The following is a 25,496-nucleotide window of genomic DNA, read 5'->3' on the forward strand; positions in this document are numbered from 1 at the left end:
TTCAGAGCCCCTCCAGAATGCCGAGGATGCGTTGCTTGGCCTCGACCCGCAGCTGCCCGAGCTTGTGCGTCGATACCCGCCGCCGGTTATCCAGGTACTCGACAACAGCCTCCTGTACCAGCCGTTGTACCTCGGTGGAACCGACCGGCAAGGCAGCGCTGATATTGTGCTCGAGGCTACGCAGCCTTTCCTGTTGTGACGGCGCCAGCAATTCCCCTCTTCTCTGGGCACTCAGCAGATCGGCCAGGTGAGCCAATTCACGCTCGGTATCTGGCTGGTCAGTGGAGGTCAGGCTGAAAAAGTCCGAGGTGAGCAACTGCTCGACAGTCAGTTGGCTGACCTCCGGCAAGCGGACCAGTTGCTCGACCATCACCGGCCACTGGATATCGGAGCGTTTTTCGCTGGGTACCCGCTGCATGACGATCACCTCACCGTCCTGCATGCCGCGCAGGCACAACGGATCGTGAGTGGTGGCAATAAAGGTGACCTGGGGCAGTGCCTGGCGCAGCGCCCGCATGATCTGGATTTTCCAGCGCGGGTGCAGATGCGCCTCCACTTCGTCGATCAGCACTACCGCCTGGGCCGTCTCCAGGCTTTCGAAATACGGGTTGATACGCCGATCCATCAAGCCCTGGATGATGTCGCAGGCCATCGCCAGTACCGAACGATAGCCGGAGGAAGCCAGGCTCAGCGGTGTCCGGCACAACAGCTGGTCATCCCCTGCTGCAGTAACGATCAGGCATCGCTGGTTCTGCTCGTCGCGCTCCATGACGTCGAACTTACCTTCGATGGACAGGATGCCCCGCAGGGCTTGCACCACAGTGTTGAACTCGTCCGGCTTGAGGCCCAGCAGCCACTTTTCCGGGTTGGACAGCAAGGCCGTCGAGTCGAAAAGGTTGATGATCGATTTGCTCGGGCTGTAACGCCGCACCTGTTTCTGGTATTGCCGGAATGCGCCGTAAGCGAAAACCGGGGGCACAACGTGTGTGCCGTCGTGCCAGAACATATCCTTTTCAATGGTCAGATCACGTTGGCTGCCATCCTGGAATGTCGCGACGACTGACGCTGAGCTGCATCGCGGTGCTTGCGCGACACCCAGCAGTTCGGGGTCCAGGGGCAACGAGGAAATGTCGATCGGCAATTTGCTGCAGGCCTTGTCGCCGCTGAGCACCAGGGCCGTGGCTTCCAGGATGGAGCTTTTACCGGCGGCATTTTCACCAAGGATCAGCAGGGCCGGTTGAGGTGGCTTCGTACCTGAAATCCGCGTCGACTGTATGGCGGGCATCTGCAGTTCGAGCTGCTCGATGCCCTTGAAATTGTTGAAACGAATCGATGCCAGCGGCGGGTATTCACGGGGCAAGGGTTTCACCCGTTGCGAAGCCGGGGCAAATCGCTGTACCACGGACTCTGCCAACTGGGACTCAAGGTCTCCAAACCAGTCGAAGACATCAGCACTACTGGAGAGTGCTCGCAATGTCTCCTCGATACGCTCAGGAGCCAGTGCCGCCGGCGACACCTTGGACTTTGCAAGCGCCAGGACGATACGCCGGCACAGCAGGTACCAGCAGCCGCCAAAGTCCAGCGCGGCGAAGTCGAAGAGCATGAACTTCGGGCTTTCGCCCTCCGACCGGAAGAACCAGTTGTCGATCAGCTCGTCAAAGTAATCCTTCAGCTTGATCTTACGCAGCTTGAGTACCTGGAGACGATTGAGCTTGAAATGCTCGATCGTTACAGCTGCACGCTCGCTCAGCCCATAGAGTTGGCCCGAGAGATCGACCGACAGATGGCGGGCCAGGTCGACTTGTTCGCAGGGATCGAGCAGGAGTTGCTGCTCCTTGAGCGGGTAATCGCGCCATAGCCCCATGTTCTCCTGGGCATAGGCTTCGATCTGCCGCGCCGAAGGCAAAGGCGAGCGGCGGCCCCAAACAGGAAAGTAGTCCATTCGCTCGGGCTCGCAGCCCTTGCAGATAGCGTAGAGATTTTCCCAGGCACTGCTCAGCCAGACGTAATACAGGTGGGCATCCGGCGTTCGCAGCAGTGGGCTGGCCTGCGTCCTCGGACGAAATCGATAAATGGCGGTGGGCACCTCCGCCCGCTCGCAGAACGCACATTTGCCGTGGAACAGCCGGCTCAGAGCAAGACGGACGGAGTCTTCATTCAGATCGACAAGCGATTCCGGCACCCGACTCTGTGCCCTCTTGGTCTTGTCAGCCAGGAAATAATCGACCAGTACCTGCCTGTCGGCGCTGGCCTCCCGGCTCTGCAACAGACTTGGCGGTGGTACGGAACTACGATCGAAGCACTGCATGACTCTCCTCCTTGAGAAACGGGCGGGGCTATCGCACCATCTGTCGAAAATCGGCAACTCTAATCGGCACGAGGCAAAAAGTAGAGGCGTTTTTCATCTCCCGCAAAACGTTGTATCCATGAACAAGATGCCTGGATCTTCACTCCAGGCGCCCTGCTTCACCCAACCGCTCTATCAGTCGAAAAATCCCCAGCGCGCCGCCTTCAGTCACTCCTCCCGACTACGGGTTGCCAGGCAGTAATGCAGCGGGCAGCTCACCACCAGCCAGCACAGGTCCGCGCCTTCCACCAGGTTGGCGTAGGGCCCGACATACAGCGACGTACCTGATGAGGCGTATTGGACGCAGGCGCCCTGCCTGCTAACGTCAGCGCTAGCCATACTCCGGACCCGACCAGCCACTCTGGACACCGACATGCCCACTCTCGAATCCACCCTGCTGCACAGCTGGCAGCACAACGCCCAGGCCTGGATCGACGCCATCCGTAGCGGCGCCATCGAAAGCCGTGTCGAAGTCACCGACCAGGCAATCCTGCTGGCGGTGCTGGGCCGTCAGCCCGAACGTGTGCTCGACCTGGGCTGCGGCGAGGGCTGGCTGTTGCGCGCCCTGGCTCAGCGGGGCATCGAGGCGGTCGGGGTGGATGGCGATGCGACCCTGGTCGAGGCCGCGCGCGCCGCGGGCTCGGCAACGGTGCATGTGGCCAGCTATGCGGCGCTGGTGGGCGCGCAGGTGGACATCGGCCGCGACTACGACCTGATCTGCGCCAACTTCGCCCTGCTGCACCAGGACATCATCCCGCTGCTGGCCGCCATGCACGAACTGCTCGCCCCCGGCGGCGCACTGGCAATCCAGACCCTGCACCCCTGGAGCGCGGCGGCGGGCGACTATCAGGACGGTTGGCGCGAAGAAACCTTCACTGGTTTCAAGGGCCAGTGGCAACCCATGCCGTGGTATTTCCGCACCCTGCCCAGCTGGCTCAACGCCCTGGACATGGCCGGCTTCCGACTGGCCAGCCTGCAGGAGCCGCAGCACCCGCAAAGCCCGGTGCCGCAGTCGTTGCTGCTGGTGGCCGAGCGGCGCGGGTAAGGGCCTGCAACTGGCTGGCGCGACGTAGCGGTTGCAGGCCAGCAGTCAGAGTCGCGAGTGCGGTGAACGGCTAGAACCCTTATCTAGATCGGGAGAACGAATCGGCATTCATCACTGGCGCCGCCGTCTGCTGCCGGTGGCTCCCGCAAGAACCCACACCGCTCCACGACCTTGGTCGAACCGAGATTTTCCTTGTAGACATAAGCCACCAGTTGCGTCAGGTGCCAGCGCGTCCGCGCCTGCTGGATCAGGTGCCGCAGCGCCTGTGTCGCAAGCCCCTGGCCGCAGGCGCTCTGGGCAATCCGATAGCCGACTTCGGCAGAACCCTGCGCGGTATCGATATTTTTCAGGTTGGCTCGACCGATGATGGTTCCGCTGCCATCCTCGATCACCAGGGGGTGCCAGGTGCCAGCCGCGAAACCGGCCAGGTAGCCCTCGATATGCGCGGCTACCCCCTGCAACGAATAAAAAGCAGGGTCGCGCGCCTCGATATGAGATTCGAACCATTCACGGTTCCGGGTTTCGAACGCCAGCAGCGCTTGCGTATCCGCACGGCTTAGCTCGCGCACTTTGAACGACGGCATGCACACCTCTCCTTTTTCTCATGGGTAACGGCACGGACTTGCCCACCTGGTGGCCATTCCTGCGGGAACTTCAGGCTACTGGCCAGGTCGATAGCAGCCCCTTCATCGGTCATGACGGGACAGTGAACACACCCCGACCGAACAGCGCTGAAGGCCTGTTTTACGAGCGTGCCGTCGATGATCAACCGAGTCTGCCCCCTGATGCCAACCAAGCGTTTTCTGCCGGGTCTTGTCCTTGCGCTCTGCGCAGTCGCGTCGCATTGTCCGGTTGCGGCCGAGCGCAAAGCCTCTCAGCAAAGTAACACCGCATCAACAACCCTGATTGAATCCGCCTCGCAGCAGTATGCAGATGGCCAGTTGGACCAGGCCGCCGCCACGCTGGAGCGTGCCCTGCATATCCAACCGAACAATCCCGCGACCCTGCACTACCTCGGCGTGTTGCGTCTTCAGCAGGGGCAGTATCAGCAGGCTGAGGCGCTGGCGACGCGCTCCAATATGCGGGTCGGTCGCAACCTCGCGTTACGCAATCGCAACCTGCAATTGATCCAGGCGGCGCAGAAGGCCCTGGCGTCGAACAACCCACCCAACGCCGACGAGCGTCTGGTTGCCGTACGGGAAGGCCTGGAAGAAGAGGTCAAAAAGCGCCGTGCAGCAGAAACTCTCGCCGCCGAGCAGCCCACGCCGGACACTGAACGCCGCCCTGAGGCACTCACCCGCGAAACGGCGGAAAGCGCAGCGAACTGGCCAACGGGTGACAGGCCAAGCCCCGAAGGGCAACTACGAATGACGTCCGCCGAACCAGCCTCCACCTACGACGAGATTGAGATTCCCCGTGGCCATCGGCCGCCTCCGGGTAAATGTCGAATCTGGTTTCCCGATCGCCCGCCGGGGCATCAGCCCAAGCCCGGCAAATGCAAGAAGCTGCGCGATCGGGTTCCGTCCGGAGCTTACCTGGTGCAGGGTTGAGTGTCCGAGCGCGCTTCTTAGCGCTCTCTGCCGATCATGCATAACACACAGGAAAACCAGGGGCGCTTCATACCTCAGCCCTCGCCTCCCAAGGCGTCAGCTTCAACCTTCTCCAGGGCCAGGGCTTCGAGCAACACCTGCTCGAGCATGGCAAAAAACCCTTTGATGTGAGCCTGCTTCAAGGCCTGTGGCCGGGTCACCAGATAGACCTCCATATCGGGAAGCTGGAGCTCCGGGAACAACTCAATCAGCTCCTGCGCCAGCACACGCGGCAGTGCGGCTACCCCCAGGCCCCGCCTCACCGCCTCCAGCTGCAGGGCGAACGAGTTCACGCTGATCTGCGCGCGTTCCAGACCGGCGGCCTTGGCTACGCGTACCTGCGGCAACATATCCAGCGGTGGCAGCAGGCCGATATTGACTGCCGTGGCCGGCGTCACCTGTGGAAAGCGCCGCAGATAACCCGCATCGGCGAAGACCCCGTAGGCGAGCCGGCCTATGGGTCGATAAATCAGCGACGGCTCGCCCAGGTGCGCGGTACGCACTGCAATGTCGGCCACGCCACGGACGATCTTGTGAAAGTCGGCGGCCACCAGCAACTCCACCGTGCAACGCGGGTGAAGCGCGGTGAAGCGGCTCGCCGCCTCCAGCACGCACGACGCAAAGCCCTCCCCCGCACTGACCAGGACACTGCCCGACAGCTCGGTGTCCAGCGCGGAGCGGCCGGCAACGGTTTGCCGCCTCAAGCCCGCTTCCGCCGCCAGGGCCACTTCCACCAGGGACTGGCCCCGCGAGGTCAACCAGCAGCCCTCGACGCCGCGCTCGACGAGCGGCTCGCCCAGGGCCCTCTCAAGCTGGGTCAACCGGCGGGACACGGTAGACGCGGCGATCCCCAGCATCTGGCCCGCCTGCAAAAAACTGCCACGCCGCGAGACCGCCAACAGCAGGCGAAGATCGTCCCAATTCGCTTCCGACACCATGCCTCATCTCCTCCCTGGCTTGCATATATGCAAAGCCATTATGCAGGAGTCGCTGTTTTTCGAGAGGAGTCTCGACGGTATATCTACAGGCCCCTGGAAACGAATGGAATGGACTGTATGCCGATTGGCCCCAACGACTATGCGCAACACGCCGCCAATGCCTTCAATCGCCGTGATGTGGAGGCGATGCTGGCGCTGGTGAGCGAAGACTTCACCTACCTCGATGGCGCGGGGATACAAGTGGGTCGCGAAGCCATGCGCCAACGAGAAATCGCGTTGTTCGAAGCCTTCCCCGATGCCCACGTGATCCTCAGCCCGTTCGCCGTCGGTGTCGATCGCCTGGCGCTGACGGCCATGCTCAGCGGCACCTTCGCCGCGCCTCTGGTGCTGCCGGGCCGGGTGATTCCAGCCCATGGGCGCTTTATTGCCGTGTACTACGCCGCGCACTTCACCTTCAAGGACGGTTTGGCCATCCATGAAGAGGTCTTCTTCGACAGTACGGTGTTGCTGCCGTCAGCCGAACCGAGCGAGGGTTGAGCCATGCGTCGTGCATTCGTGACCGGTGCCACCGGTCTGCTGGGCAACAACCTGGTGCGGGAATTGCTCGCGCGAGGCTGCGCGGTCAAAGCCCTGGTGCGCTCGAGGGCCAAGGGTGAACAGCAGTTCAAGAACCTGCCCGGCGTGGAGCTGGTCGTCGGCGACATGGGCGATGTCGAGGCCTTCGCCGCGGCCCTGCAAGGCTGCGATACGCTGTTTCACACCGCGGCGTTCTTTCGCGACAACTACCAGGGCGGCAGCCACTGGCAGGAACTCGAGAAGATCAACGTTATCGGCACAGAGGAGCTGATCGCCCAGGCCTACCGCGCCGGTATCCGCCGCTTCATCCATACGTCCTCGATTGCCGTGCTCGACGGCGCGCCTGGCACCGCCATCGATGAAACCTGCCTGCGCGCCGACGCCAACGCCGATGACTACTACCGCAGCAAGATCCTCGCCGACCGTGCCATCCTGGCGTTCCTCGAGGCCCATCCCGAGATGCAGGCCTGCATGGTCTTGCCGGGCTGGATGTGGGGTCCTGGCGACCTCGGCCCGACCTCCTCGGGGCAGTTGGTCAACGATGTCCTGCACGGCAAGTTGCCCGGGCTGATCCCCGGTAGCTTTTCCGTCGTCGACGCCCGCGATGTGGCCCTGGCGCAGATTGCCGCAGCCAGGTACGGGCGCAGTGGTGAACGCTATCTGGCGGCGGGCCGGCATATGACCATGGCCGAGCTGGTGCCTGTGCTCGGACGTATCGCCGGGGTCAAGACACCAACTCGCTACGTGCCGCTCCCCCTTCTCTACACCCTGGCGGCGGTGCAGGAGGTCTACGCGCGCCTGACCGGCAGGCCGATCCTGCTGAGCATGGCCACCTTGCGCCTGTTGATACGGGAAAAGGACCGCACCCGTTTCAACCATTGCAAGAGCGAAGAAGAACTGGGCCTGAACTTCCGGGCACTGGAGCTGACGATTACCGACACCGTGGCGTGGTACCGTGACCGCAACCGCTTTAAAACCCAGCGCGCAAGACCCACCCGCGTCATGGCCGAAGACTGACTTGTTGCAGGTGGCGTGACCGTCGAGCCTGCAAAGCCGCTGCTCTCGCCTCGCACTGCTGCGGCTTCGCGCAGGTACCGGAACGATGCCTCGAGTGCCCGAAACCGCGCTTCGCGCCCCTTCACCGCAAGCCCCCAAGGACGTAAAAGACTGTGAGCAGGGAAATCATCCTGATGCGTCACGGCCAGCCAAAGCTGGCCGCCACCGACAAACTGTCCGCGCTCGATATGCAGGACTGGATCGAACAATACAACCGCAGCGAAATCACCCAACAACCCGTCCCGGAGGCCAGCCTGCAACTCGCCGCAACCGCCAGGGTGATTGTCTCAAGCAACGCGCCGCGGGCGCTGACCTCTGTCCAGGCGCTTGGTTTGAAACCCGCCCTGGTCGACGCGCTTTTCACTGAAGCACAACTGCCTTACGGACGCTGGAAACGACCACGGCTGTCGCCGTTTACCTGGGCATTCATTCTTCGGGTCCTGTGGTTGTGCGGCTACTCACCCAGCGTCGAATCCGCCGCCACTGCAAAGACCCGCGCCAACACCGCCGCGCAACGCCTTCAGGCCCTCGCCAGCGACGGACCGGTTCTGCTGCTCGGCCATGGCTTCATGAATCGACTGATCGCCAGGCAACTGGAGGCAGAAGGATGGACTCGCCAGACGCCCAATGGCGTCAGCCGCTATTGGAGTGCGACGGTGTATCGACATGGCGGGGTTTAGAGGTGGCCGTTGAGCGGCAGAACTGGCATCCATGATCCCGTGCCAAATGCCGCGCTGCTTTCACCGTCAGCCAACTGAACGCACGGCGTGCCTGCATCAAGAAAAGGATTCAAGGCTGGACTCATGATCGACAGGCTGATACCCATGTTGTCGGTGGAGACAGGCAGAGAGCGGCCAAAAGCAGTCGGTCAGTGTGTCTAAGAAAATAAGGGCGACTCAGTCGATGCTCGACATTCATGAATGCAGACATCGATGTCCTGCGATCCGTACATGATGGGAAAGCCCGGCGAGCCCAGTCGCCCGTATCCAGCCAGTGCAATAGGCGGGCTGTCGTACTTTAGCCGAGATTGCCCATCAGCCCCTCGGCGATCCTTGCCAGCAAGGGGGGGCCGCAGGAGAATGACGGGCTTCCAATAACCGTCATGTTGCAGTGGCGCCTCCAGGATTAGCCCTCGCTGCATATCTGACTCATACAACAAGGCCACATGGAAAGTGAAAGTCAAAACATTACTCATCGCGTCGCTAGGCATTCTATCTTCGATTCAAACCTCACTGTCCGTCGCCGATAATGCCAACGGGAAAAATCTCTATTCACAGCGATGTGCCGTGTGTCACGGAGCCGATATCAAGGGAACCGGGCCATTGGCTGATAAAAGCAATCCGCCAACGCCCGACCTTACGACGCCTGCCTTCAAGAAACGACTCAATGATTATCCGGGTGTTATTGTTTCATCGGTCATACTTCGTCCAAATGGAGACTTGATTCCAAGAACGTTGCAAGAGAATGGTGTAAAGATACCGCCGCACGCTTGGAGCATTAAGGACCTGCGCGACTTGAATCACTATATGAGTGGCGTGATTTCAAAAAATCGATAATTCAGCGAAAAGCCGATGAAACATGAGAGGGGCGATATAACCACCCACTTGGCCGCCGAGTGAATCGCCCGCGGTCATTTCACCAGGCGCTTTTCCTTCGAGGGGCGGTAGCCGAAATACGAGCTGTAGCACTTGCTGAAATGGCTCGGCGACACGAAGCCGCAGGCCACCAGCACCTCGACCTGGGACAGCTCGGTGTGTTGCAGCAACCGGCGCGCCTCGGTGATGCGCAACTCCAGGTAATAGCGTTGCGGGGTGGTGCCCAACTGCTCCTTGAACAGGCGCTCGATCTGCCGCCGGGAACGCCCGGCATACTCCGCCAGTTGCTCCATTTGCAGCGGCTCTTCGAGGTTGGCGTCCATCAGCTTGACCACTTCGCGCAAGGGCGCGCTCAGCGAGACATGCAGGGTCGGCTTGATGCGCCGATAGCGGGATTCCTCGAACGACAGAATGTCCTCGATGCCCTCGACCAGCGCCTTGCCATACAACCCCTTGATCCACTCCAGGGCCATATGGAAGGCGCCGGCGGGACTGGACGCCGTGAGCCGGTCGCGGTCCACCACAAAGGCCTCGCTGGTGACATGGGTGACCTTGGAAATCTCCGCCAGCGCGGGGCGGTGTTCCGGGTGGATCGCGCAGCGGTAACCCTCCAGCAACCCCGAGACGCCGAGGAACCAGGCCCCGTTCCACAGCCCGGCCAGGGCGATGCCCAGCTCGGCGGCGGTCTTGAGCAGGCTGATCAGCTCGTGATCGGCCTTGAGCTCCGTGCGGTAGCCGCCGCAGATCACCAGCAGGTCGAGAGCCTTGAGCGCTGGAGCGCTCAGGCGCGCATCGGGGCGGATCACCAGCCCGAGGTCGCTGGTGACTTCGCCGTCCTGCAAGCCAAAGGTCGTGGTCGAGAACAAGGTGGGACGTAGCAGGTTGGCGGTGACGATGGTATCCAGGGCCTGGGTGAAGGCCGGCAGCGAGAAGTGTTCGAGCAGCAGGAAACCTGCCCGGGTATGGGCCGTGGGCGCCAGCCGCAGCTCTTCCAGATAGCGCAGGTTCTTGCCCTTCATGCCGCCACTGAAATCCCGTCGTTCAACCGCCATACGCCCTCGCCCCTTCACTTAACGAACGCAGATTCAGTGTATGTCGAATCCCGGCATCCAAAAAAATCCCTGCTCGCGCGCCCCACCACCGCTCGGGCGAACCGGTGCCGTAGGCTATAGAAAAAAGTCGCTGGCTAGAAGCCGGTTCAGCTGAATGCCAGGGGCGTGGATTGCGACTCGGGAAAGCACACATTCAGCGCGGCAACCGTGGCGCCCCGCTGTGGCGTCACCTGGATGCTCGGGTCATAGGTGAACGTGTTCCGCATGACGATGCGCCAGAGCCCGCCGAAGGACTCTTGCCTACGGCGGCGATCTCGGCGGCGCTGGCGAAGCGCTTGCGGGGGATGCCCAGTGCCGTGGCCACGGCACTGGCGACAGTGCACCCCCTCAGGTGGCCATGACACTCACAAGCCAGGCTCGGCGCGCAAGATCGAAGGCTCCTCGCCGCGATACAGCGCCTCGACCTTGGCGGCCCGCCACTGCAGCACCGCGCGCTGGTTGATCGAGCCCTTGTCGGTGATTTCCCCACGGTCGATGGAGGCCGGTTCGTCGAGCAGCGCGATCCACTCCAGGCGGCTGGCATTGCCGCTGGCGTCGCGGTTGAGCCGTTGCAGCCAATCGCCGAACCAACGCCGCACCGGCGCGCTGGCCAGGACCTCGGCGTCGCTGGCATTCGCGGGCAAGCCGGCCAGCCGCCGGCATTCGTACAGCCGCGGAAACACCAGCGCCCCCAGGCACTCGCGGTCCGGCGCGGTCACCACCAGGTCCTGCACATAGGGCGAGCCTTCGAGCACCGCGCGATTGCGCAACGGGCCGACGCTGACGAACACCCCGGAACCGAGCTTGAAGTCCTCGGCGATGCGCCCGTCGAACATCAGGCCCCGTTGCGGATCGGCGGCGTCGACCAGCTTCAGCGCATCGCCGGAGCAGTAGAAACCCTGCTCGTCGAACGCTTCGGCGGTCTGCTGCGGTGCGCGCCAATAGCCCGGCATGATGTGCGGCCCGCGAAAACGCCCTTCCAGCTTGCCGTCCACCGGCACCAGGCGCACCTCGCACCCCGGGGCTGGCAGGCCGATATAACCGGCCATGGACAAGGGCCCGGTGGTGAAGGTGCAGGACGGCGAAGCCTCGGTCATGCCGAGCCCGACCATCATGCGGATGCGTTCGCCGCAATGGGCTTCGGCCACCCGGTCGAGGCGGTCCCAGACCCTCTGGGACAGGCCGGCCGCTGCGAAAAAGAACAGCTTCATGCGTGAGAAGAAACGCTCGCGCAACTCGCCGTCCTGCTCCAGGGCATTGACCAGTTCTTCCCAGCCCTTGGGCACCGTCAGGTAGGCGGTGGGGGCGATTTCCTTGAGGTTGCGCAGGGTCTCGGCAAAGCCCTGGGCCGTCGGCTTGCCGTCGTCCAGGTAAAAGGTGCCGCCGTTGTAGAGCACGATGCCGAGGTTGTGGCTGCCGCCGAAGGTGTGGTTCCACGGCAACCAGTCCACCAGTACCGGGGGCTCCTCGCCGAACACCGGGAAGGTCTGCAACAGCATCTGCTGGTTGGCGCAGAGCATGCGCTGGGTGGTGACCACCGCCTTGGGCAGCTTGGTCGAGCCCGAGGTGAAGAGAAACTTGGCGATGCTGTCCGGGCCGGTGGCGGCGAACGCCGCTTCGGCTTCGGCGTCGCCGGGGTGTTGCAACAGGCTGGCAAAATCGCGCTGCGGCCGACCCGCCACGGTGCCACGCACCACGATCAGCGGCGTGTCGCCCGGCAGCACGGCATCGATCGCCCGCTGGAAAGCCGCGCCATCGCTGACGAACACCAGCCCGGGCTGCATCAGGTCGCAGACATGCCGCAACTTGGCGAAATCCTGGGACAACAGCGAATAGGCCGGCGATACCGGGCAATAGGGAATGCCGGCGTACATCGCCCCCAGGGCCAGTTGCAGGTGCTCGATATCGTTGCCGGAAAGCAGCACCAGCGGCCTCTCGGCCGACAGGCCATAACCCAGCAGGCTCTGGGCGATGGCGCGTACGCTGGCCAGCATCTGGGCGTAACTCACCCGGCGCCAGTCGCCGCCGTCCTGGCGCGCGGCGACAAAGGTCTGCTGCGGGCGCACCCAGGCCCAATGCACCAGGCGGTCGAGCAAGCGCCTCGGCAGCTCGGCCAGGGGTTCCAGGGAACGCATGTGCAGGATGCCCTGCTCTTCGCTGACCTCGACCGCGGGCTGCGCGATGGTCACCTGGCGATAAGGCAGCGCGTCGGTCGCATTCGGCGCTGGCGATCTGAATTCGGAATTCACGTGTTTGTCCTCCATCAAGGCCCATCGCCGGCGGACTCGCCGGGGACCTGGCAGCCAGGGGCTGGGGCCTGGTGATTGTTGGGTCCGGATGCCGGCGTTCAGATCGGGTAATGCCGTGGACCGTTCTGCAGGGTAATCCAGCGCAACTGGGTGAACTGCTCGATGGCCGCCTTGCCGCCAAAGCTGCCGTAGCCGCTGGCCTTGACCCCGCCAAACGGCATCTGCGCCTCGTCGTGCACGGTCGGGCCATTGATATGGCAGATGCCCGACTCGAGCCGTTGCGCCAGGGCCAGGGCGCGCCCGGTGTCGCGGCTGAAGATCGCCGCCGACAGGCCGAATTCGGAGTCGTTGGCCAGGCGCAGCAGTGCTTCGTCGCCCTCGCCACGCAGCACCACCGCCACCGGCCCGAAGGACTCTTCGCGGTACAGGCGCATGGCCTCGGTGACGCCGTCGAGCAAGGTCGGCTGCAGAATGCTGCCCGCCAATTGGCCACCGGCAACCAGGGTCGCACCCTGGGCCAGGGCATCGTCGATCAGCCCCTTGATGCGCGCGCCGGCACTGGCGTCCACCAGCGAACCGAGCACCGAATCCGCGGCCTGCGGGTCGCCCGCCGGCAAGCTGGCGATCTTCGCCGCCAGCCTGGCGACAAAGTCCTCGGCCACCCGGGCATCGACGATCAGGCGCTCGGTGGACATGCAGATCTGCCCCTGGTTGAAGTAGGCGCCAAAGGCCGCGGCCTGCACCGCGGCATCCAGGTCGGCATCCGCCAGCACCAGCAGCGGCGCCTTGCCGCCCAGCTCCAGCAGCGCCGGCTTGAGGTACCGCGCCGCAAGCTCGCCGACCATGCGCCCGACCCGGGTCGAGCCGGTGAAGTTGACCCGGCGCACCGCCGGGTTGGCGATCAGCCGCTCGACAATGGCCGGGGCATCCTCGGGGGCGTTGCTGATGACATTCACCACCCCGTCACCGAGTCCGGCCTCCTGCAGCACCTGGCCGATCAGCCGATGCACCGCCGGGCTCAGCTCGGATGCCTTGAGCACCACGCTGTTGCCGCAGGCCAGCGGCATGGCGATGGCACGGGTGGCGAGGATCACCGGGGCGTTCCATGGCGCGATGCCCAGCACCACGCCGCACGGCTGGCGCAGGGCCATGGCGAAGCTGCCGGGCACGTCGGAGGGGATGACCTCGCCATTGATCTGGGTGGTCATGGACGCAGCCTCGCGCAGGATATTCGCCGCCAGTTGCACGTTGAAGCCGTACCAGTTGGCCATGGCCCCGGTCTCGCCGGCCGCGGCGATGAACTCCGCGCTGCGGGCCTGCAATAGCCCGGCCGCGCGCAGCAGGCGGCTGCGCCGTTCATTGGGCGCCAGCGCCGCCCAGGCCGGGAATGCCGCCTGGGCCGCGGCCACGGCGGCGTCCGCGTCTTCCAGGGTGGCGGCGGCGACGCGCGAGACGACTGCGCCGGTCACCGGGTTACGCCGTTCGAAGGTTCGACCGTCGCGGGCGGGGCACGACTGGCCGCCGATCAACAGGGGCACGTCCAGCATGGTGATTCCTCTTTATTGTCTTTATCGGGAATACAGTGGGGCGGTTCACGCCGGCGCCCGGGCGCTGCGCCGAACAGCTGGCGGACGCTGCCGCCCGCCGGTTTTCCATCAGCGCTTGTAAGCCTGCAGGCCGGGCTTGATGCTCTTGTCGTCGAGGAACTGCTTCATGCCCTGCTCGCGGCCGCCTTCGGTGTCCAGCAGGCGCGACTGGTCGAGCTTGGCGTACAGGTAATCCTCGTTCTGCTCCCAGGTCAGCTCGCGGCAGCGCTTGAAGCCGTGCTTGGCGGCCCGCAGCACCACCGGGTTCTTCTCCAGCAGGTTGCGCGCCAGCTCGACGGTGGTTTCGCGCAGTTGCGCAAGCGGCACACTCTCGTTGACCAGGCCCATCTCGGCGGCTTTCTGCCCGCCGAAGGTCTTGCCGGTCATGATGTAGTACAGCGACTGGCGATGGCCCACGGTGTCGGCCATGGCCTTGCTCACCAGGTTGCCCGGCGGGATGCCCCAGTTGATTTCCGAGAGGCCGAAGGTCGCTTCATCGGCGCAGATCGCCAGGTCGCAGGCCACCAATGGGCTGAAGCCGCCGCCGAAGCACCAGCCGTTGACCATGGCGATGGTCGGCTTGGCGTACATGCGCAGCAGTTTCCATTGCCATTGCGAGGCTTCGCGGCGGATTTTTTCCTGGAGGATCTCCGGGCCGGCGTCCACTTCGCGAAAGTATTCCTTGAGGTCCATGCCCGCGGTCCAGGCTTCGCCCGCGCCAGTCAACACCAGCACGCCGGCGGCCGGGTCCTGCTCCAGCGTCTCCAGCACGTCGACCATCTCGCGGTTCAGGGTCGGGCTCATGGCGTTGCGTTTTTCCGGGCGGTTGAGGATGACCCAGGCGATCCCCTCTGCGATCTCGACCTTGACGGTTGTCCAGCGACCTTCGTAGTTGCTCATGGCGATTGCTCTCTTTGTTCTTGGCTTGAGATGGGCAAAAACTAAACCGCCGAATTAGTTATGTCAATTAACTATTAATAAAATTAACCAAGACTTGCCAGGCACCCGGAGCGCTTCAAGCGCCAAGACATCTGCCAGCGGCCATGGCTATCCACGGCCAACCCCGGCAAACTAGATAGCCTTCTTAACCGCCAGCCCGAGGATTTCCCCTGCAATGGCCAAGTCGTCCAACAAGATAGCCGCCGCCGAGGCCCCCGTCGCCGACAGCGAAACCCAGGCGCCCCTGGACTCCGCCCTGGACGACCTGATCGGTTACGCCATGCGCCGGGCGCAACTGAAACTGTTCCAGAACCTGATTGGCCGCCTGTCGAGCCACGACCTGCGGCCAGCGCAGTTCTCGGCCCTGGCGATCATCGAGCAGCATCCCGGGCTGATGCAGGCCGACCTGGCCCGGGCGCTGGCCATCGAGCCGCCGCAGGTGGTGCCGTTGCTGAACAAGCTGGAAGAGCGGGCGCTGGCAGTGCGGGTGCGCTGCAAACCGGACAAGCGCTCCTACGGGATCTTCCTCAGCAAGACCGGCGAGACCCTGCTCAAGGAACTGAAGCTGATCGCCGCCAAGAGCGACCGGGACGCCACCGCCTCCCTCGACGACCAGGAACGCGAAGAACTGCTCAGGCTGCTGAAAAAGGTCTACCAGCAGTAGCCGCCAGCCTGCGATCCATGCGATCCCTGTAGCCGCTGCCGCAGGCTGCGATCGGCGTGGGCGGCATTCCGACGCAGCCGTCGCAACCCGGCGAACGCCTTCATTCAGACAGATCGCGGAGGCAGGTTTTGCGGCAACTGCGTTGCCGATCGCGGCCTCGCGGGCTCGGCAGCGGCTACAGGACCGGTGGCGCGGCGGCTGGCGTCACCAGATCGGCAGCGTGTAGAGCACCAGGAAGCGGGTCTGGTTTTCATCGCGGAACGCCGCGCCGGCGGGGAAATCGTTGCGGTAGATCGACTTGCGCGCCAGCAGCCCGAGGTTCTTCAGCGGCCCGCCCTGGATCACGTACCCCAGCTCCATCTGGAACTCCCGCTCCTTGCGGCCCTCGGCATTCAGCGCCGCCAGCTCGATATGGTCGCCGCGCACGTAGCGCAGGCGGCTCTTCAGCCCGGGCAGCCCGGCGGCGGCGAAATCGTAGTCGTAGATGGCCTGCCAGGTGCGTTCCCGGGCGTTGAGAAAATCGGAACTCATGGTCAGTTCGCTCATGCCCATCAACTCGGTGCCCGACAGATAAGGCGTCGCCGTGTCGCCACTGGCATGCATGTAGCCCAGGCTCAATCGATGCCCGCCCCAGCGATAGGCGAACAGCGCCGAGAGGTTGCGGTTGTCCACCTGGCCGGCCTTGGCGCTGCCGTCTTCGCGGCTGAAGAAACTGCGCAGGTCGCTGCTCAGCACCCCGTCCCCGAGCTTGAGGTTATGCAGCAGGGCCAGGGTGTCCTGCTGGTAGAGGTCCGCCACTTCGGCGTGGTAGGCGCGCAGGCTGAGGTCCGGATCGACCTGGTAGTCGCCCCCCAGGTAAGCCATGTGCGACGAGGTGGCCGCGCCGTTGAAGCGCCGGTTCGGCGAGGCGATGCTCAGCGCCTGATAGTCGGTGGAGTCGCGCTTGTTGATGCGGTCTATATAACCGGTGTTGAGGGTCAGGCCGTCGATGTCCTTGGAGCTGAGGGTGGTGCCGCGAAAGGTCTGCGGCAGCAGCCGCGACGGGCTGGCAAAGGCGAACGGCAGGAAGATCGACACATCGCCGCTCTTCACGCTGGTCTGGGCCAGGCGCAGCTTGGCGGTCAGCGCCAGGCGCGAATATTCGTCCGCCGCGCGCTTGTCGCTGGCCGACACCGGCAGCAGTTCGGTGCCGCTGCGGTGCGGCGCCGAGTCGAGCTTGATGCCCATCAGCCCGCGGGCGTCCAGGCCGAAGCCGAGGGTCCCCGGGGTAAAGCCCGACTCCAGGTTGAGGATCGCCCCCTGGGCCCATTCCCGGGCCGCGGTTTTCGCGCCGTCGTCCTTGTAGTCGCGGTCGAGGTAGTAATTGCGCAGGGTCAGGGTGCCGTGGCTGTCGTCGATAAAGCCCGCGGCCTGCGCCGGGGCGGCCACTACGCCCAGCCCCGAGAAGGCCAGGCAGCACAGACGGACAGGTAGGGCCAGCGTCGCCGCGAGGGCGTTGCGTGAGAGGTTCGGCATGTTCGAGTCCACTTATTGTTGTTGTTTTGCGGATCGGGATCGCCGGCCATGGCAGGCGCCCACGGCCAGAGAATGGAAACAGCCAGGGGCTGGCGTCAATCCACATTGACCGATAATCGAACATTAATATTCTTATCTATTTTCTAAATAACGCCGGATAAGACCAACAAGTCATTGATTTACATAAAACTAAATCGATCTTTAAGGCCAATTCGGCCACCCTTCATTTTTTAGTTATCTTTGTTAATCTTAATTTCGCCTGCCAACGCATGAGCGAACAGGCGGGTTGCGCTGCGTCCGCCCCAACAAAAACAACAATGAGGTTTGCCATGGACACTCCATCGCGTCGCACGACGCTGACCATCGCCCTGTGTTTTATCGTTGCCCTGATCGAAGGCTTCGACCTGCAAGCCGCCGGCACCGCCGCCGCGGGCCTGCGCCAGAGCTTCGCCCTGGACCCGAGAATGCTGGGCTGGGTGTTCAGCGCCGGGATCGTCGGCCTGCTACCCGGGGCCTTCTTCGGCGGCTGGATCGCCGATCGCATCGGCCGCAAGAAAATCCTTATCGGCGCCGTGCTGCTGTTCGGCCTGTTCTCCCTCGCCACCGCCTATGTCGCCAGCCTCTCGGGCCTGCTGCTGGCGCGCTTCATGACCGGCCTGGGCCTGGGCGCCGCCCTGCCCAACCTGATCGCCCTGTGCGCCGAGGCCGCGGGCGAGCAACGCCGTGGCACCGCCATCAGCATCATGTACGCCGGGGTGCCCCTGGGTGGCGCCCTGGCGGCGCTGGTGGCCATGCTGTTCACCGACCATTGGCAGGCGACCTTTGTCGTCGGCGGCCTGGTGCCGCTGCTGGTGGTGCCGCTGATGCTCCTGCTGCTGCCCGAGTCCAGCGCCTTTCGCCAACACCAGGCCAACCCCGGCCTGCCCCGCCTCTCCACCGGCCAAGCGCTGTTCGGCGAAGGTCGGGCACGCACCACCCTGGCCTTGTGGCTGAGCTATTTCTTCACCCTGACGGTGATGTACATGCTGCTCAACTGGCTGCCGTCGTTGCTGCTGGAGCAAGGCTTCAGCAAACCCCAGGCCGGGCTGGTGCAGATGCTGTTCAACATTGGCGGCGCCCTCGGCTCGCTGCTCGGCGGCCTGCTGCTGGATCGCTGCAACGGCATCAAGGTCGTGCTGTTGGTCTACACAGGATTGCTCGCGGCGCTGGCCGGGGTCGGCCTGTCGGCGGGCCTGCTGCCGATGGCCTGCGCCGGGTTCGCCGCGGGACTGTTCGTGATGGCCGCGCAACTGGTGCTGTACGCCCTGGCCCCGCCCTCGTACCCGACCCTGGTGCGCGCCACCGGCGTCGGTGCCGCGGTGGCCATCGGCCGCCTGGGATCGGTGGCCGGCCCCCTGGCCGCCGGGCAGATCCTCGCAGCGGGCGCCGGCACCAGCGGGGTCTTGCTGGCGACCTCGCCGGGCCTGGTGATTGCCGCCTTGAGCATCATCAGCGTGATCGCCCGCCCGGCGTCGCAGGTCGAACCCGGGTTGGCAGCGGCGAACCCGGCCGCCCCCAAACCCTGACCCCTTGCCCCAGCTGGACATCAGCCTGGTTGACCGCCGCCGCGGCGCGCTTGCCCAGGCTGTAACAGCACCCCGCCCGCGCGGAACGCCCAGGACTGCCCCTCCCGGGCTTTTTCGTTTCTGCGCCGCTTTTGCATTTCTGTGCGACAGATCCCACTTCGGGGGCTCCCGTAGCAATCCTCCGTGGTGTTAGCGTGGGAGGTCAGATATTTCCTAACAATCTGCAAGGAACGCCTCCCGCAATGGATTTCTCCCTCAAGCAACTGGCCGCGGCCACCCTGGTGCTGGCCAGCCTGTCAGCCTTCACCACCACCGCCCACGCCAACATCACCCCGCAGCAGAACGCGGCAATCCTCAAGAGCTTCGCCGATGCATCGGTCAAGGACTTCCGCCAGTTCCTCGGCACCCTGGGCAAGAGCGAGCTGGCCCAGAGCGCCAACCTCGGCCCGGCCATCAAGGCCTTCCTCGACAACAAGGCGCTTTCCGCCGAGCAGCAGAACGAGATCCATCGCCTGCTCGGTCTCTATGCGCGGGTGAAGTACGGCAAGGCCGCCACCGAGACCCTGCGCGAACTGGTGGCCATCCCCACCGTGCGCGTCGACGGCGTGCCCCAGCACGAGAACCCCGAGTTCATCAGGATCGCCGACAAGATCCAGGCCCTGGCCAAGGCCTTCGACCTGAACTTTCGCAACATCGACAACCGCGTCTACGAGATCTCCCTGGAAGGCAGCGGCAAAGAAGTGGTGGGCATCCACGCCCACGCCGACGTGGTGCCGGTGACGCCGGAGAACTGGGTGCTGGAGGACGGCACCAGGCTCGACCCGTTCAAGGTCACCCTGGTCGGCGACCGCATGTATGGCCGCGGCACCGAGGACGACAAGAACGGCATAGTCGTGGCCCTGTACGCCATGAAGATCATCAAGGAAGAGCAGTTGCCGCTGGCACGCAACTTCAAGCTGCTGGTGGACACCACCGAGGAAACCAGCGGCGACGCCATCCCCTACTACTTCGAACGCAACCCGACGCCCAACTACAACCTGGCGCTGGATGGCGGCTACCCGGTGGTGATCGCCGAGAAGGGCTACGGCACGGTCATGGCCAGCTTCCCGCGGCGTACCGCCGAAGGCAAAGGCGCACAAATCGTCTCGATGACCGGCGGCCTGGCCACCAACCAGATCCCGGGCGCCTCGGTCGCCACCCTGGTGACCGACCAGCCCGCCGAACTGGCCGCCAGCCTGCAGAAAGCCGGCAGCGAGTACGCCAAGGCCCATGGCGGCGACTTCAGCGTGGACGCCAAGGTCGAAGGCAAGGACGTCAAGCTGACGGTCACCGGCGTGTCCGCCCACTCCTCCGAGCCCGAGTCCGGGGTCAACCCGGTGGCGCGCATGCTCGACTTCATCAACAGCCTCGACGGCAAGGTCGCGCTCAAGCACAACCACATCACCGACGCGGCCCGCTATGCCGCCGACAACTGGGGCCTGGACTACCTGGGCAACACGCTGGGGGTCGGTTTCGCCGATGACTTCATGGGCCCGCTGACCACCTCCCTGACCTATGTCGGCCAGGACGAAAAGGCCTTCAAGCTGGCGGTCAACCTGCGCGTGCCCAAGGGCAAGACCCCGGAGGTGTTGAAGAAGCAGATCGCCGACAAGCTGGCCGCCTGGAGCAAGAAAAACCAGGTCGCGGTGAACTTCGACTACAAGATCGCCGAGCCTATGTACCGCAACCCCGAGGGTGAATGGGTCAAGGCGCTGTTGGCGGTGGCCAGCGAGAACCTGGGCATGCAGCACAAATTCGGCACCTCCGCCGGCGCCACCTCGGTGCATGAGCTGCCCAACGGCGTGCAATTCGGCCTGGCCCGTCCCGAGGTCAAGTACACCGGCCACAACGACAACGAGTTCAAGACCGTCGAGCAGTTCCAGCTAGACCTGCAGATCGTCACCGAGATGTTCGGCCGCATCGGCCAGCTGCCGAAACTCTGAGCCCTTTCGGACCCGCCGACCCGGCGGGTCCACTCGTGCCGATCGGGCCGCGCCGTCATGGGCGGCCTTCGATTTCCCACCCGCGACCTGATAGGCAATCGGACAGGCGTTCGGTGATCCATCCGCTCATGCCACACAAAAAGTGGCACTTTGACACTAATCAACAGGATAAACTCGGCAACCGGCGGCCGTGCGATGGATCGGCACCCGCGCCGCGAGGGGGAAAGCACTCTGCCTCGGGCTTTTTTGCCGCGGTTCATCAAACCGCCACCGCAACCCTGTACTAGGATACGAAACGGCGCCGGGTCCAGCGTGACGCTCTAAACATCGTCTCGCCGCGCTCGTCGCTTACCAAGGCAAGTGTCGCGCAACGTGAAACTCATGGATGAAATGATGAACTCACAAGTACTGTTCCCACACATTGGCAAGGTCATCGCCAGCACCGGCAGTCGCAGTTTTCCGCGCATGCTGCATGACCTGATACGCACCCAACTGGCGGTGGACGCCACGCATATCACCCAGATGCGTGTGTATTCAGAGGGTCAATCGCAGCCCAGAACCGCCCGCGACGAGATCTACAGCGGCTCCATGCTCGGCCCGTCCGGCCAGGCCTTCACGGCACGCCCTGCCGAGACCGCCGCGCAATTGCACCTGACCAGCCACAAGGACGATTACCGCTACGTGATCTCGGTGTACCGCTCCTGCCAGTCACAGAGCTTCTCGCACCAGGAACGCACGCTCCTGCAGGACTTTTCCCCGCTGCTGCTGCCCATGGTGGAAAAACACCTGGCGGCGCTGCAGCCGCACAACGCCACCGGGGACGACCCCGAAGCCGCCGCCAGCCTGGAACACCAGGGCCTGGAAACCCTGCGCCTGCGCTTCGCCGCCCGCCTGCGGCAGTCGGGGCTGAAGCTGTCGAACCGGGAAATGCAGGTCTGCGTCGGCCTGCTCGCCGGGCGCACCGCCCCCGAACTGGCCGGGCAATTGAAACTCAAGGTGCACACCGTCGAGAGCTACCTCAAGCGGGCAGCGATCAAGATGGGGATCAGCGGACGCCACTCGCTACTGCGCTGGATGTACTCTCCGGACGAGGCCACGGCCACCCCAGGCCCTAGTGGCCTGTGTGGCTAATTCGTGCACTCAACTTCGGCGCCAGTGCTCGCCAGGCTGCGTTGCCATTCCTCGCCGTAGCGGGCTACGACTCGTCATGGCGCCTTGCCTGGCAAGCCCTGGCACTCGAATTTGAGTAGCCGAATCAACCGTACAGGCCACTAGCACCATCCTCTGATCCTCCAGGCCCGAGCCGGTTGTCCAGGACTGGGACAGAGGCCAGGGGAACAGCCGGTGCAACAACCAGGAGTCGCCCCGCTCGGTCGTGCATGAGCGGGGCGCGCCCATCGAGCGGACCTGCCGCGACTGCCCGGCAGGCGCCGTACTTTCAGTCCCGCGCCAGGGCCTCGATGGGGTCCAGCCGCGCGGCGTTGCGCGCCGGCACGAAGCCGAAGACGATGCCGATCAGGGTCGAGCAGGCGAACGCGGTGACGATCGAGCCCATGGAAAAGACCATTTCCCATTCCTTGACGAACAGCGAGAACAGGTAGCCGATGGCGTAGGACAGGGAGATGCCGATCATCCCGCCGATCAGGCAGACCATCACCGCCTCCACCAGGAACTGCTGGCGGATGTCCGACTGGCGCGCCCCCACCGCCATGCGGATGCCGATCTCGCGGGTGCGTTCGGTGACCGACACCAGCATGATGTTCATCACGCCGATGCCGCCGACCACCAGGGAAATCACCGCGATCAGCGACAGCAGCAGCGCCAGGGAGCGGCTGGTCTTCTGCACCGTCTGCATGATGCTGTCGAGGTTGTTGGTGAAGAAGTCCTTGGTGCCGTGGCGTTGCAGCATCAGCCTGGTGACGTTGTCCTCCACCACCTTGCTCGGCTGGCCGTCCTTGATCCGCACCGTGATGCTGTCCAGGTAGCGCTGGCCGAGCAGGCGCCCGGCCGCGGTCTCATAAGGCACCCAGACATTCAGCGCCTTGCTCGCGGCGAACATGTTCTTGTTCTCGGCGGTCACCCCGATCACCGTGCACGGCAGGTTGCCCACCAGGATCACCTGGCCCAGGGGATCCTCCCCGGGGCCGAACAGGCGGTGGCGGGCGTTGTGGTCGATGACCACCACCTGGGCCTGGCGCCGGGCGTCGCTTTCGCTGAAGGCGATGCCGGCCGCCAGCTTCAGCCCGCGCACCTGGAAGTACTGGTTGCTGACGCCGTTGACCTGGGCGTCGAGGTCGATGTTGCGGTAGCGCAGCAACATGTTGCGCCCCACCACCGGGGTCGCGCTGTCGACGTAATACAGCTGGTTGAGGGCCGCGACATCGGCCGGCACCAGGGTCTCGATGGCCGTCGCCCGGCTGTCGCCGAAGCTGGTGCCGGAATAGATATCGATGGTGTTGCTGCCGATGGCCTGGATGTCCTTGAGCACATAACGCTTGGCGCCCTCGCCGATGGCCGAGATCGACACCACCGAGGTGATGCCGATGACAATGCCGAGCATGGTCAGCAAGGTGCGCATGCGATGGGAAATCAGCGCCACCCAGGCCATGTTGAAGGCCTCGCGGAACAGCCCCAGGCTGGCCACCAGGCGCCGCGCGCCATTGCCCTCGAGGGCTACCGGCGGCTCGCTGGGCGGCTGGGCGCCTTCACGGACATTGGCCTGGTCGCTGAGGATCTCGCCGTCGCGCACCTCGATGATCCGCTCGGCATGGGCCGCGACCTTGGGGTCGTGGGTGACGATGATCACCGTGTGCCCGAGGGCATGCAGCTCCAGCAGGATATTCATCACCTCCTTGCCGCTGGCGGTGTCCAGGGCGCCGGTGGGTTCGTCGGCGAGTATCACTTCGCCGCCGTTCATCAAGGCCCGGGCGATACTCACCCGCTGCTGCTGGCCGCCGGACAACTGGCTCGGCCGGTGGCCCAGGTGCCCGGTCAGGCCCAGGCGCGCCAGCAACTCGCGGGCCCGGCCGTGGCGCCTGGCCTCGGCGGTGCCGGCATAGATCGCCGGCATCTCGACGTTGTGCAGGGCGCTCAGGTGCGGCAACAGGTGATAACGCTGGAAGATGAAACCGAAGTAGTCACGACGCAGTTCCGCCAGGGCCTGGTCGTCGAGGTCGCGGGTTTCCTGGCCGTTGACCCGGTAGCTGCCGCCGGTGGCGTAGTCGAGGCAGCCGAGGATGTTCATCAGGGTCGACTTGCCGGAGCCCGAGGCGCCGGTGATCGCCACCATCTCGCCGGCGTCAATCCTCAGGTCGATGTGCTTGAGGGCCATGAACTCGCGCTCGCCGGCCATGAAACTGCGGCTGATGCCTTTGAGTTCCAACAGGGGCCGGGTCTGGGCTTGAGACCAGGCCCGGGGTTGAGACTGAGTCATGGTCAGGCCCCCGCCACGGCCGGCAGCGGATCGCCGATCACCACCCGGTCGCCTTCGGCCAGGCCGTCCTTGATCTGCACCTTGACGTTGTTGTTGATGCCGGTCTGCACGTTGTGCTGCCGGGCCTGGCCCTTGGCATCGAGGACCCGCACCGGGAAGCTGCCGTCGTTGTTGCGCGGGCCCAGCGCGGCCACCGGCACCGTCAGCACATCCTTGGCGGTGTCGAGCACGATGCGCACCTGGGCGGTCATGGAGATCCGCAGGCGATGATCGGGGTTGGGCACATCGAACAGCGCGTTGTAGAACACCGCGGTGGTCTGTTTCGGCGTGCCGGCGGGCTGGGTGTCGAGGAAGTTCTGCGGCGCAGGTTCGGTGCCGCGCAACTTGCCGTAGTAGCGCCGGTCCTCGCCGAGAATGGTGAAGTACACCTCCTGGCCGGGGCTGATATGGATCACGTCGGCCTCCGAGACCTGGGCCTTGACGGTCATGGTGTCGAGGTCGGCCAGCTTGAGCAGCACCGGCGCCAGCTGGTTGGCGATCACGGTCTGGCCTTCCTGGGTGACGATGCCCACCACGTCGCCGTCGATGGGCGCGACGATGCGCGTATAGGCCAGGTTGACCTTGGCGGTGTCGATCTGGATATGCGCGTTCTTGATCTGCGCATCGAGGCTCATCAGGTTGGCGCGCTGCACCTCATAGTTGGCCGTGGCGGTCTCGAACTCTTGCTTGGAAATCGCCGCGTCTTCCTGCAAGCCCTGGTAGCGCTCGTAGATCGACTGGGTTTCCTTGAGCTGGGCAAGGGTGGCGCGCCGCTGCGCCTGCAGGTTTTCCTCGTCGACCTGGGCCTGGCGCAAGGTGTTGCGCAGCACCAGCGGGTCGATTTCCGCCAGCCACTGGCCCTTCTTCACCTTGTCGCCGAGCTTGACCTTGAGCGACTTCAACTGCCCGGAGACCTGGGCGCCGACATCCACCTGCTTGATGCCTTCGAGCAGCCCCGAGGCCAGCACCGCGTTCTCGATATCGCCGCGCTCGACCTCGGCGGTCAGGTATTGCGGGGGCTCCGCCGGCGCCCGCACCGCGTAGAAAATCAAACCGGCGACCACGGCCAGCGCCAACCCCATAGCGATTTTGCGAAACTTCGACTTTTCCATAGGTGACCACACATCCGTTGAGGGTGAACCCGGCGGCTGCCGGGCCTCACTGTGCGAAGCACCCTATTGCCGTCATGAGCGGTGCTTCCCGATAAACCCAGCGGGTTCAGCCAGCCGTGGAACCGGCGGCCGAACCCATCCATAGCCCGTTGCCCGGCGGCCCGGGCGGCCCCGC

The 25,496-nt window shown here is 64.4% G+C and carries 20 protein-coding genes and 1 pseudogene; 10 read left to right on the forward strand and 11 right to left on the reverse strand.

The window, feature by feature from the left end:
* Position 1: 1 nt before the first annotated feature.
* Complete coding sequence (locus IF690_RS29050; RefSeq protein ID WP_252189492.1) at positions 2–2,308, reverse strand: AAA family ATPase; 2,307 nt, start codon at positions 2,306–2,308, stop codon at positions 2–4.
* A gap of 207 nt (positions 2,309–2,515) precedes the next feature.
* A pseudogene (locus IF690_RS29335) lies at positions 2,516–2,659 on the reverse strand (purine-cytosine permease family protein); the annotation flags it as partial.
* A gap of 61 nt (positions 2,660–2,720) precedes the next feature.
* Between IF690_RS29335 and IF690_RS17380 the strand changes: the two are divergent.
* A complete protein-coding gene (locus IF690_RS17380) occupies positions 2,721–3,392 on the forward strand; it encodes a class I SAM-dependent methyltransferase (protein WP_202696660.1) in 672 nt (223 codons plus the stop codon).
* A gap of 83 nt (positions 3,393–3,475) precedes the next feature.
* Here the strand turns inward: IF690_RS17380 and IF690_RS17385 are convergent, their stop codons facing one another.
* A complete protein-coding gene (locus IF690_RS17385; protein WP_202696661.1) occupies positions 3,476–3,976 on the reverse strand; it encodes a GNAT family N-acetyltransferase in 501 nt (166 codons plus the stop codon).
* Positions 3,977–4,177: 201 nt separating this feature from the next.
* Between IF690_RS17385 and IF690_RS17390 the strand changes: the two genes are divergently transcribed.
* Positions 4,178–4,942, forward strand: a complete 765-nt coding sequence (locus IF690_RS17390) for a tetratricopeptide repeat protein (RefSeq protein ID WP_202696662.1) — start codon at positions 4,178–4,180, stop codon at positions 4,940–4,942.
* Between the two features lie 74 nt (positions 4,943–5,016).
* On the opposite strand, the gene IF690_RS17395 is transcribed toward IF690_RS17390, so the two are convergent.
* Positions 5,017–5,919, reverse strand: a complete 903-nt coding sequence (locus IF690_RS17395) for a LysR family transcriptional regulator (protein ID WP_202696663.1) — start codon at positions 5,917–5,919, stop codon at positions 5,017–5,019.
* Positions 5,920–6,036: 117 nt separating this feature from the next.
* Between IF690_RS17395 and IF690_RS17400 the strand changes: the two genes are divergently transcribed.
* The 4 genes from IF690_RS17400 (at position 6,037) to IF690_RS17420 (ending at position 9,107) form a co-directional block, all read left to right on the forward strand.
* Positions 6,037–6,456, forward strand: a complete 420-nt coding sequence (locus tag IF690_RS17400) for an ester cyclase (RefSeq protein WP_009049496.1) — start codon at positions 6,037–6,039, stop codon at positions 6,454–6,456.
* Positions 6,457–6,459: 3 nt separating this feature from the next.
* Positions 6,460–7,512 carry an SDR family oxidoreductase gene (locus IF690_RS17405; protein ID WP_202696664.1) on the forward strand — a complete coding sequence of 351 codons (1,053 nt, stop codon included), beginning with the start codon at positions 6,460–6,462 and terminating at the stop codon, positions 7,510–7,512.
* Between the two features lie 173 nt (positions 7,513–7,685).
* Positions 7,686–8,231, forward strand: coding sequence for a histidine phosphatase family protein (locus IF690_RS17410; RefSeq protein WP_202701502.1), 546 nt, complete (start codon positions 7,686–7,688; stop codon positions 8,229–8,231).
* Between the two features lie 492 nt (positions 8,232–8,723).
* Entirely contained in the window at positions 8,724–9,107 is a 384-nt protein-coding gene (locus tag IF690_RS17420) for a c-type cytochrome (RefSeq protein ID WP_202696666.1), read from the forward strand.
* 74 nt (positions 9,108–9,181) lie between these two features.
* On the opposite strand, the gene souR is transcribed toward IF690_RS17420, so the two are convergent.
* From souR to IF690_RS17440, 4 genes are all read right to left on the reverse strand, one after another.
* Positions 9,182–10,198 (reverse strand): transcriptional regulator SouR, encoded by a 1,017-nt coding sequence (souR, locus tag IF690_RS17425; RefSeq protein WP_202696667.1) that lies wholly within the window; start codon positions 10,196–10,198, stop codon positions 9,182–9,184.
* A gap of 404 nt (positions 10,199–10,602) precedes the next feature.
* Positions 10,603–12,486, reverse strand: a complete 1,884-nt coding sequence (locus IF690_RS17430) for a feruloyl-CoA synthase (protein WP_202696668.1) — start codon at positions 12,484–12,486, stop codon at positions 10,603–10,605.
* 98 nt (positions 12,487–12,584) lie between these two features.
* Entirely contained in the window at positions 12,585–14,033 is a 1,449-nt protein-coding gene (locus IF690_RS17435) for an aldehyde dehydrogenase (protein WP_202696669.1), read from the reverse strand.
* Positions 14,034–14,141: 108 nt separating this feature from the next.
* Positions 14,142–14,972, reverse strand: a complete 831-nt coding sequence (locus IF690_RS17440) for a p-hydroxycinnamoyl CoA hydratase/lyase (RefSeq protein WP_202696670.1) — start codon at positions 14,970–14,972, stop codon at positions 14,142–14,144.
* Positions 14,973–15,186: 214 nt separating this feature from the next.
* Here IF690_RS17440 and IF690_RS17445 point away from each other — a divergent pair, with 214 nt between their 5' ends.
* Positions 15,187–15,675 carry a MarR family winged helix-turn-helix transcriptional regulator gene (locus IF690_RS17445; RefSeq protein WP_202696671.1) on the forward strand — a complete coding sequence of 163 codons (489 nt, stop codon included), beginning with the start codon at positions 15,187–15,189 and terminating at the stop codon, positions 15,673–15,675.
* 204 nt (positions 15,676–15,879) lie between these two features.
* On the opposite strand, the gene IF690_RS17450 is transcribed toward IF690_RS17445, so the two are convergent.
* Entirely contained in the window at positions 15,880–17,190 is a 1,311-nt protein-coding gene (locus tag IF690_RS17450; protein WP_202696672.1) for an OprD family porin, read from the reverse strand.
* Between the two features lie 329 nt (positions 17,191–17,519).
* On the opposite strand from IF690_RS17450, the gene mhpT reads away from it, so the two are divergent.
* From mhpT to IF690_RS17465, 3 genes are all read left to right on the forward strand, one after another.
* Positions 17,520–18,755: a 3-(3-hydroxy-phenyl)propionate transporter MhpT gene (mhpT, locus tag IF690_RS17455; RefSeq protein WP_202696673.1), complete on the forward strand. Its 1,236-nt coding sequence runs from the start codon at positions 17,520–17,522 to the stop codon at positions 18,753–18,755.
* A gap of 242 nt (positions 18,756–18,997) precedes the next feature.
* Complete coding sequence (locus IF690_RS17460; protein ID WP_202696674.1) at positions 18,998–20,737, forward strand: dipeptidase; 1,740 nt, start codon at positions 18,998–19,000, stop codon at positions 20,735–20,737.
* Positions 20,738–21,130: 393 nt separating this feature from the next.
* The gene (locus IF690_RS17465; RefSeq protein ID WP_202696675.1) at positions 21,131–21,868 is read left to right on the forward strand and encodes a helix-turn-helix transcriptional regulator; all 738 of its coding nucleotides are present in this window, start codon (positions 21,131–21,133) and stop codon (positions 21,866–21,868) included.
* Positions 21,869–22,175: 307 nt separating this feature from the next.
* Here the strand turns inward: IF690_RS17465 and IF690_RS17470 are convergent, their stop codons facing one another.
* Together IF690_RS17470 and macA are read right to left on the reverse strand one after the other, a co-directional pair.
* On the reverse strand, positions 22,176–24,170 hold the full coding sequence (locus IF690_RS17470) for a MacB family efflux pump subunit (protein ID WP_202696676.1): 1,995 nt from the start codon (positions 24,168–24,170) through the stop codon (positions 22,176–22,178).
* A gap of 2 nt (positions 24,171–24,172) precedes the next feature.
* The gene (macA, locus tag IF690_RS17475) at positions 24,173–25,321 is read right to left on the reverse strand and encodes a macrolide transporter subunit MacA (RefSeq protein ID WP_202696677.1); all 1,149 of its coding nucleotides are present in this window, start codon (positions 25,319–25,321) and stop codon (positions 24,173–24,175) included.
* Positions 25,322–25,496 lie beyond the last annotated feature (175 nt).

It is taken from the genome of Pseudomonas sp. SK3(2021) (genome assembly GCF_016772375.1).
In the GTDB taxonomy this organism is placed as follows: domain Bacteria; phylum Pseudomonadota; class Gammaproteobacteria; order Pseudomonadales; family Pseudomonadaceae; genus Aquipseudomonas; species Aquipseudomonas chlororaphis_I.

Bases quoted from the DNA above. Each gene is read 5' to 3' on its own strand.
- IF690_RS17440 (WP_202696670.1), bottom strand. From the start codon at position 14,972: ATGAGCAACTACGAAGGTCGCTGGACAACCGTCAAGGTCGAGATCGCA.
- IF690_RS17460 (WP_202696674.1), top strand. From the start codon at position 18,998: ATGGATTTCTCCCTCAAGCAACTGGCCGCGGCCACCCTGGTGCTGGCC.
- IF690_RS29050 (WP_252189492.1), bottom strand. From the start codon at position 2,308: ATGCAGTGCTTCGATCGTAGTTCCGTACCACCGCCAAGTCTGTTGCAG.
- macA (WP_202696677.1), bottom strand. From the start codon at position 25,321: ATGGAAAAGTCGAAGTTTCGCAAAATCGCTATGGGGTTGGCGCTGGCC.
- souR (WP_202696667.1), bottom strand. From the start codon at position 10,198: ATGGCGGTTGAACGACGGGATTTCAGTGGCGGCATGAAGGGCAAGAAC.
- IF690_RS17400 (WP_009049496.1), top strand. From the start codon at position 6,037: ATGCCGATTGGCCCCAACGACTATGCGCAACACGCCGCCAATGCCTTC.
- IF690_RS17445 (WP_202696671.1), top strand. From the start codon at position 15,187: ATGGCCAAGTCGTCCAACAAGATAGCCGCCGCCGAGGCCCCCGTCGCC.
- mhpT (WP_202696673.1), top strand. From the start codon at position 17,520: ATGGACACTCCATCGCGTCGCACGACGCTGACCATCGCCCTGTGTTTT.
- IF690_RS17380 (WP_202696660.1), top strand. From the start codon at position 2,721: ATGCCCACTCTCGAATCCACCCTGCTGCACAGCTGGCAGCACAACGCC.
- IF690_RS17435 (WP_202696669.1), bottom strand. From the start codon at position 14,033: ATGCTGGACGTGCCCCTGTTGATCGGCGGCCAGTCGTGCCCCGCCCGC.
- IF690_RS17405 (WP_202696664.1), top strand. From the start codon at position 6,460: ATGCGTCGTGCATTCGTGACCGGTGCCACCGGTCTGCTGGGCAACAAC.
- IF690_RS17410 (WP_202701502.1), top strand. From the start codon at position 7,686: ATGCGTCACGGCCAGCCAAAGCTGGCCGCCACCGACAAACTGTCCGCG.
- IF690_RS17465 (WP_202696675.1), top strand. From the start codon at position 21,131: ATGAACTCACAAGTACTGTTCCCACACATTGGCAAGGTCATCGCCAGC.
- IF690_RS17450 (WP_202696672.1), bottom strand. From the start codon at position 17,190: ATGCCGAACCTCTCACGCAACGCCCTCGCGGCGACGCTGGCCCTACCT.
- IF690_RS17395 (WP_202696663.1), bottom strand. From the start codon at position 5,919: ATGGTGTCGGAAGCGAATTGGGACGATCTTCGCCTGCTGTTGGCGGTC.
- IF690_RS17390 (WP_202696662.1), top strand. From the start codon at position 4,178: ATGCCAACCAAGCGTTTTCTGCCGGGTCTTGTCCTTGCGCTCTGCGCA.
- IF690_RS17470 (WP_202696676.1), bottom strand. From the start codon at position 24,170: ATGACTCAGTCTCAACCCCGGGCCTGGTCTCAAGCCCAGACCCGGCCC.
- IF690_RS17385 (WP_202696661.1), bottom strand. From the start codon at position 3,976: ATGCCGTCGTTCAAAGTGCGCGAGCTAAGCCGTGCGGATACGCAAGCG.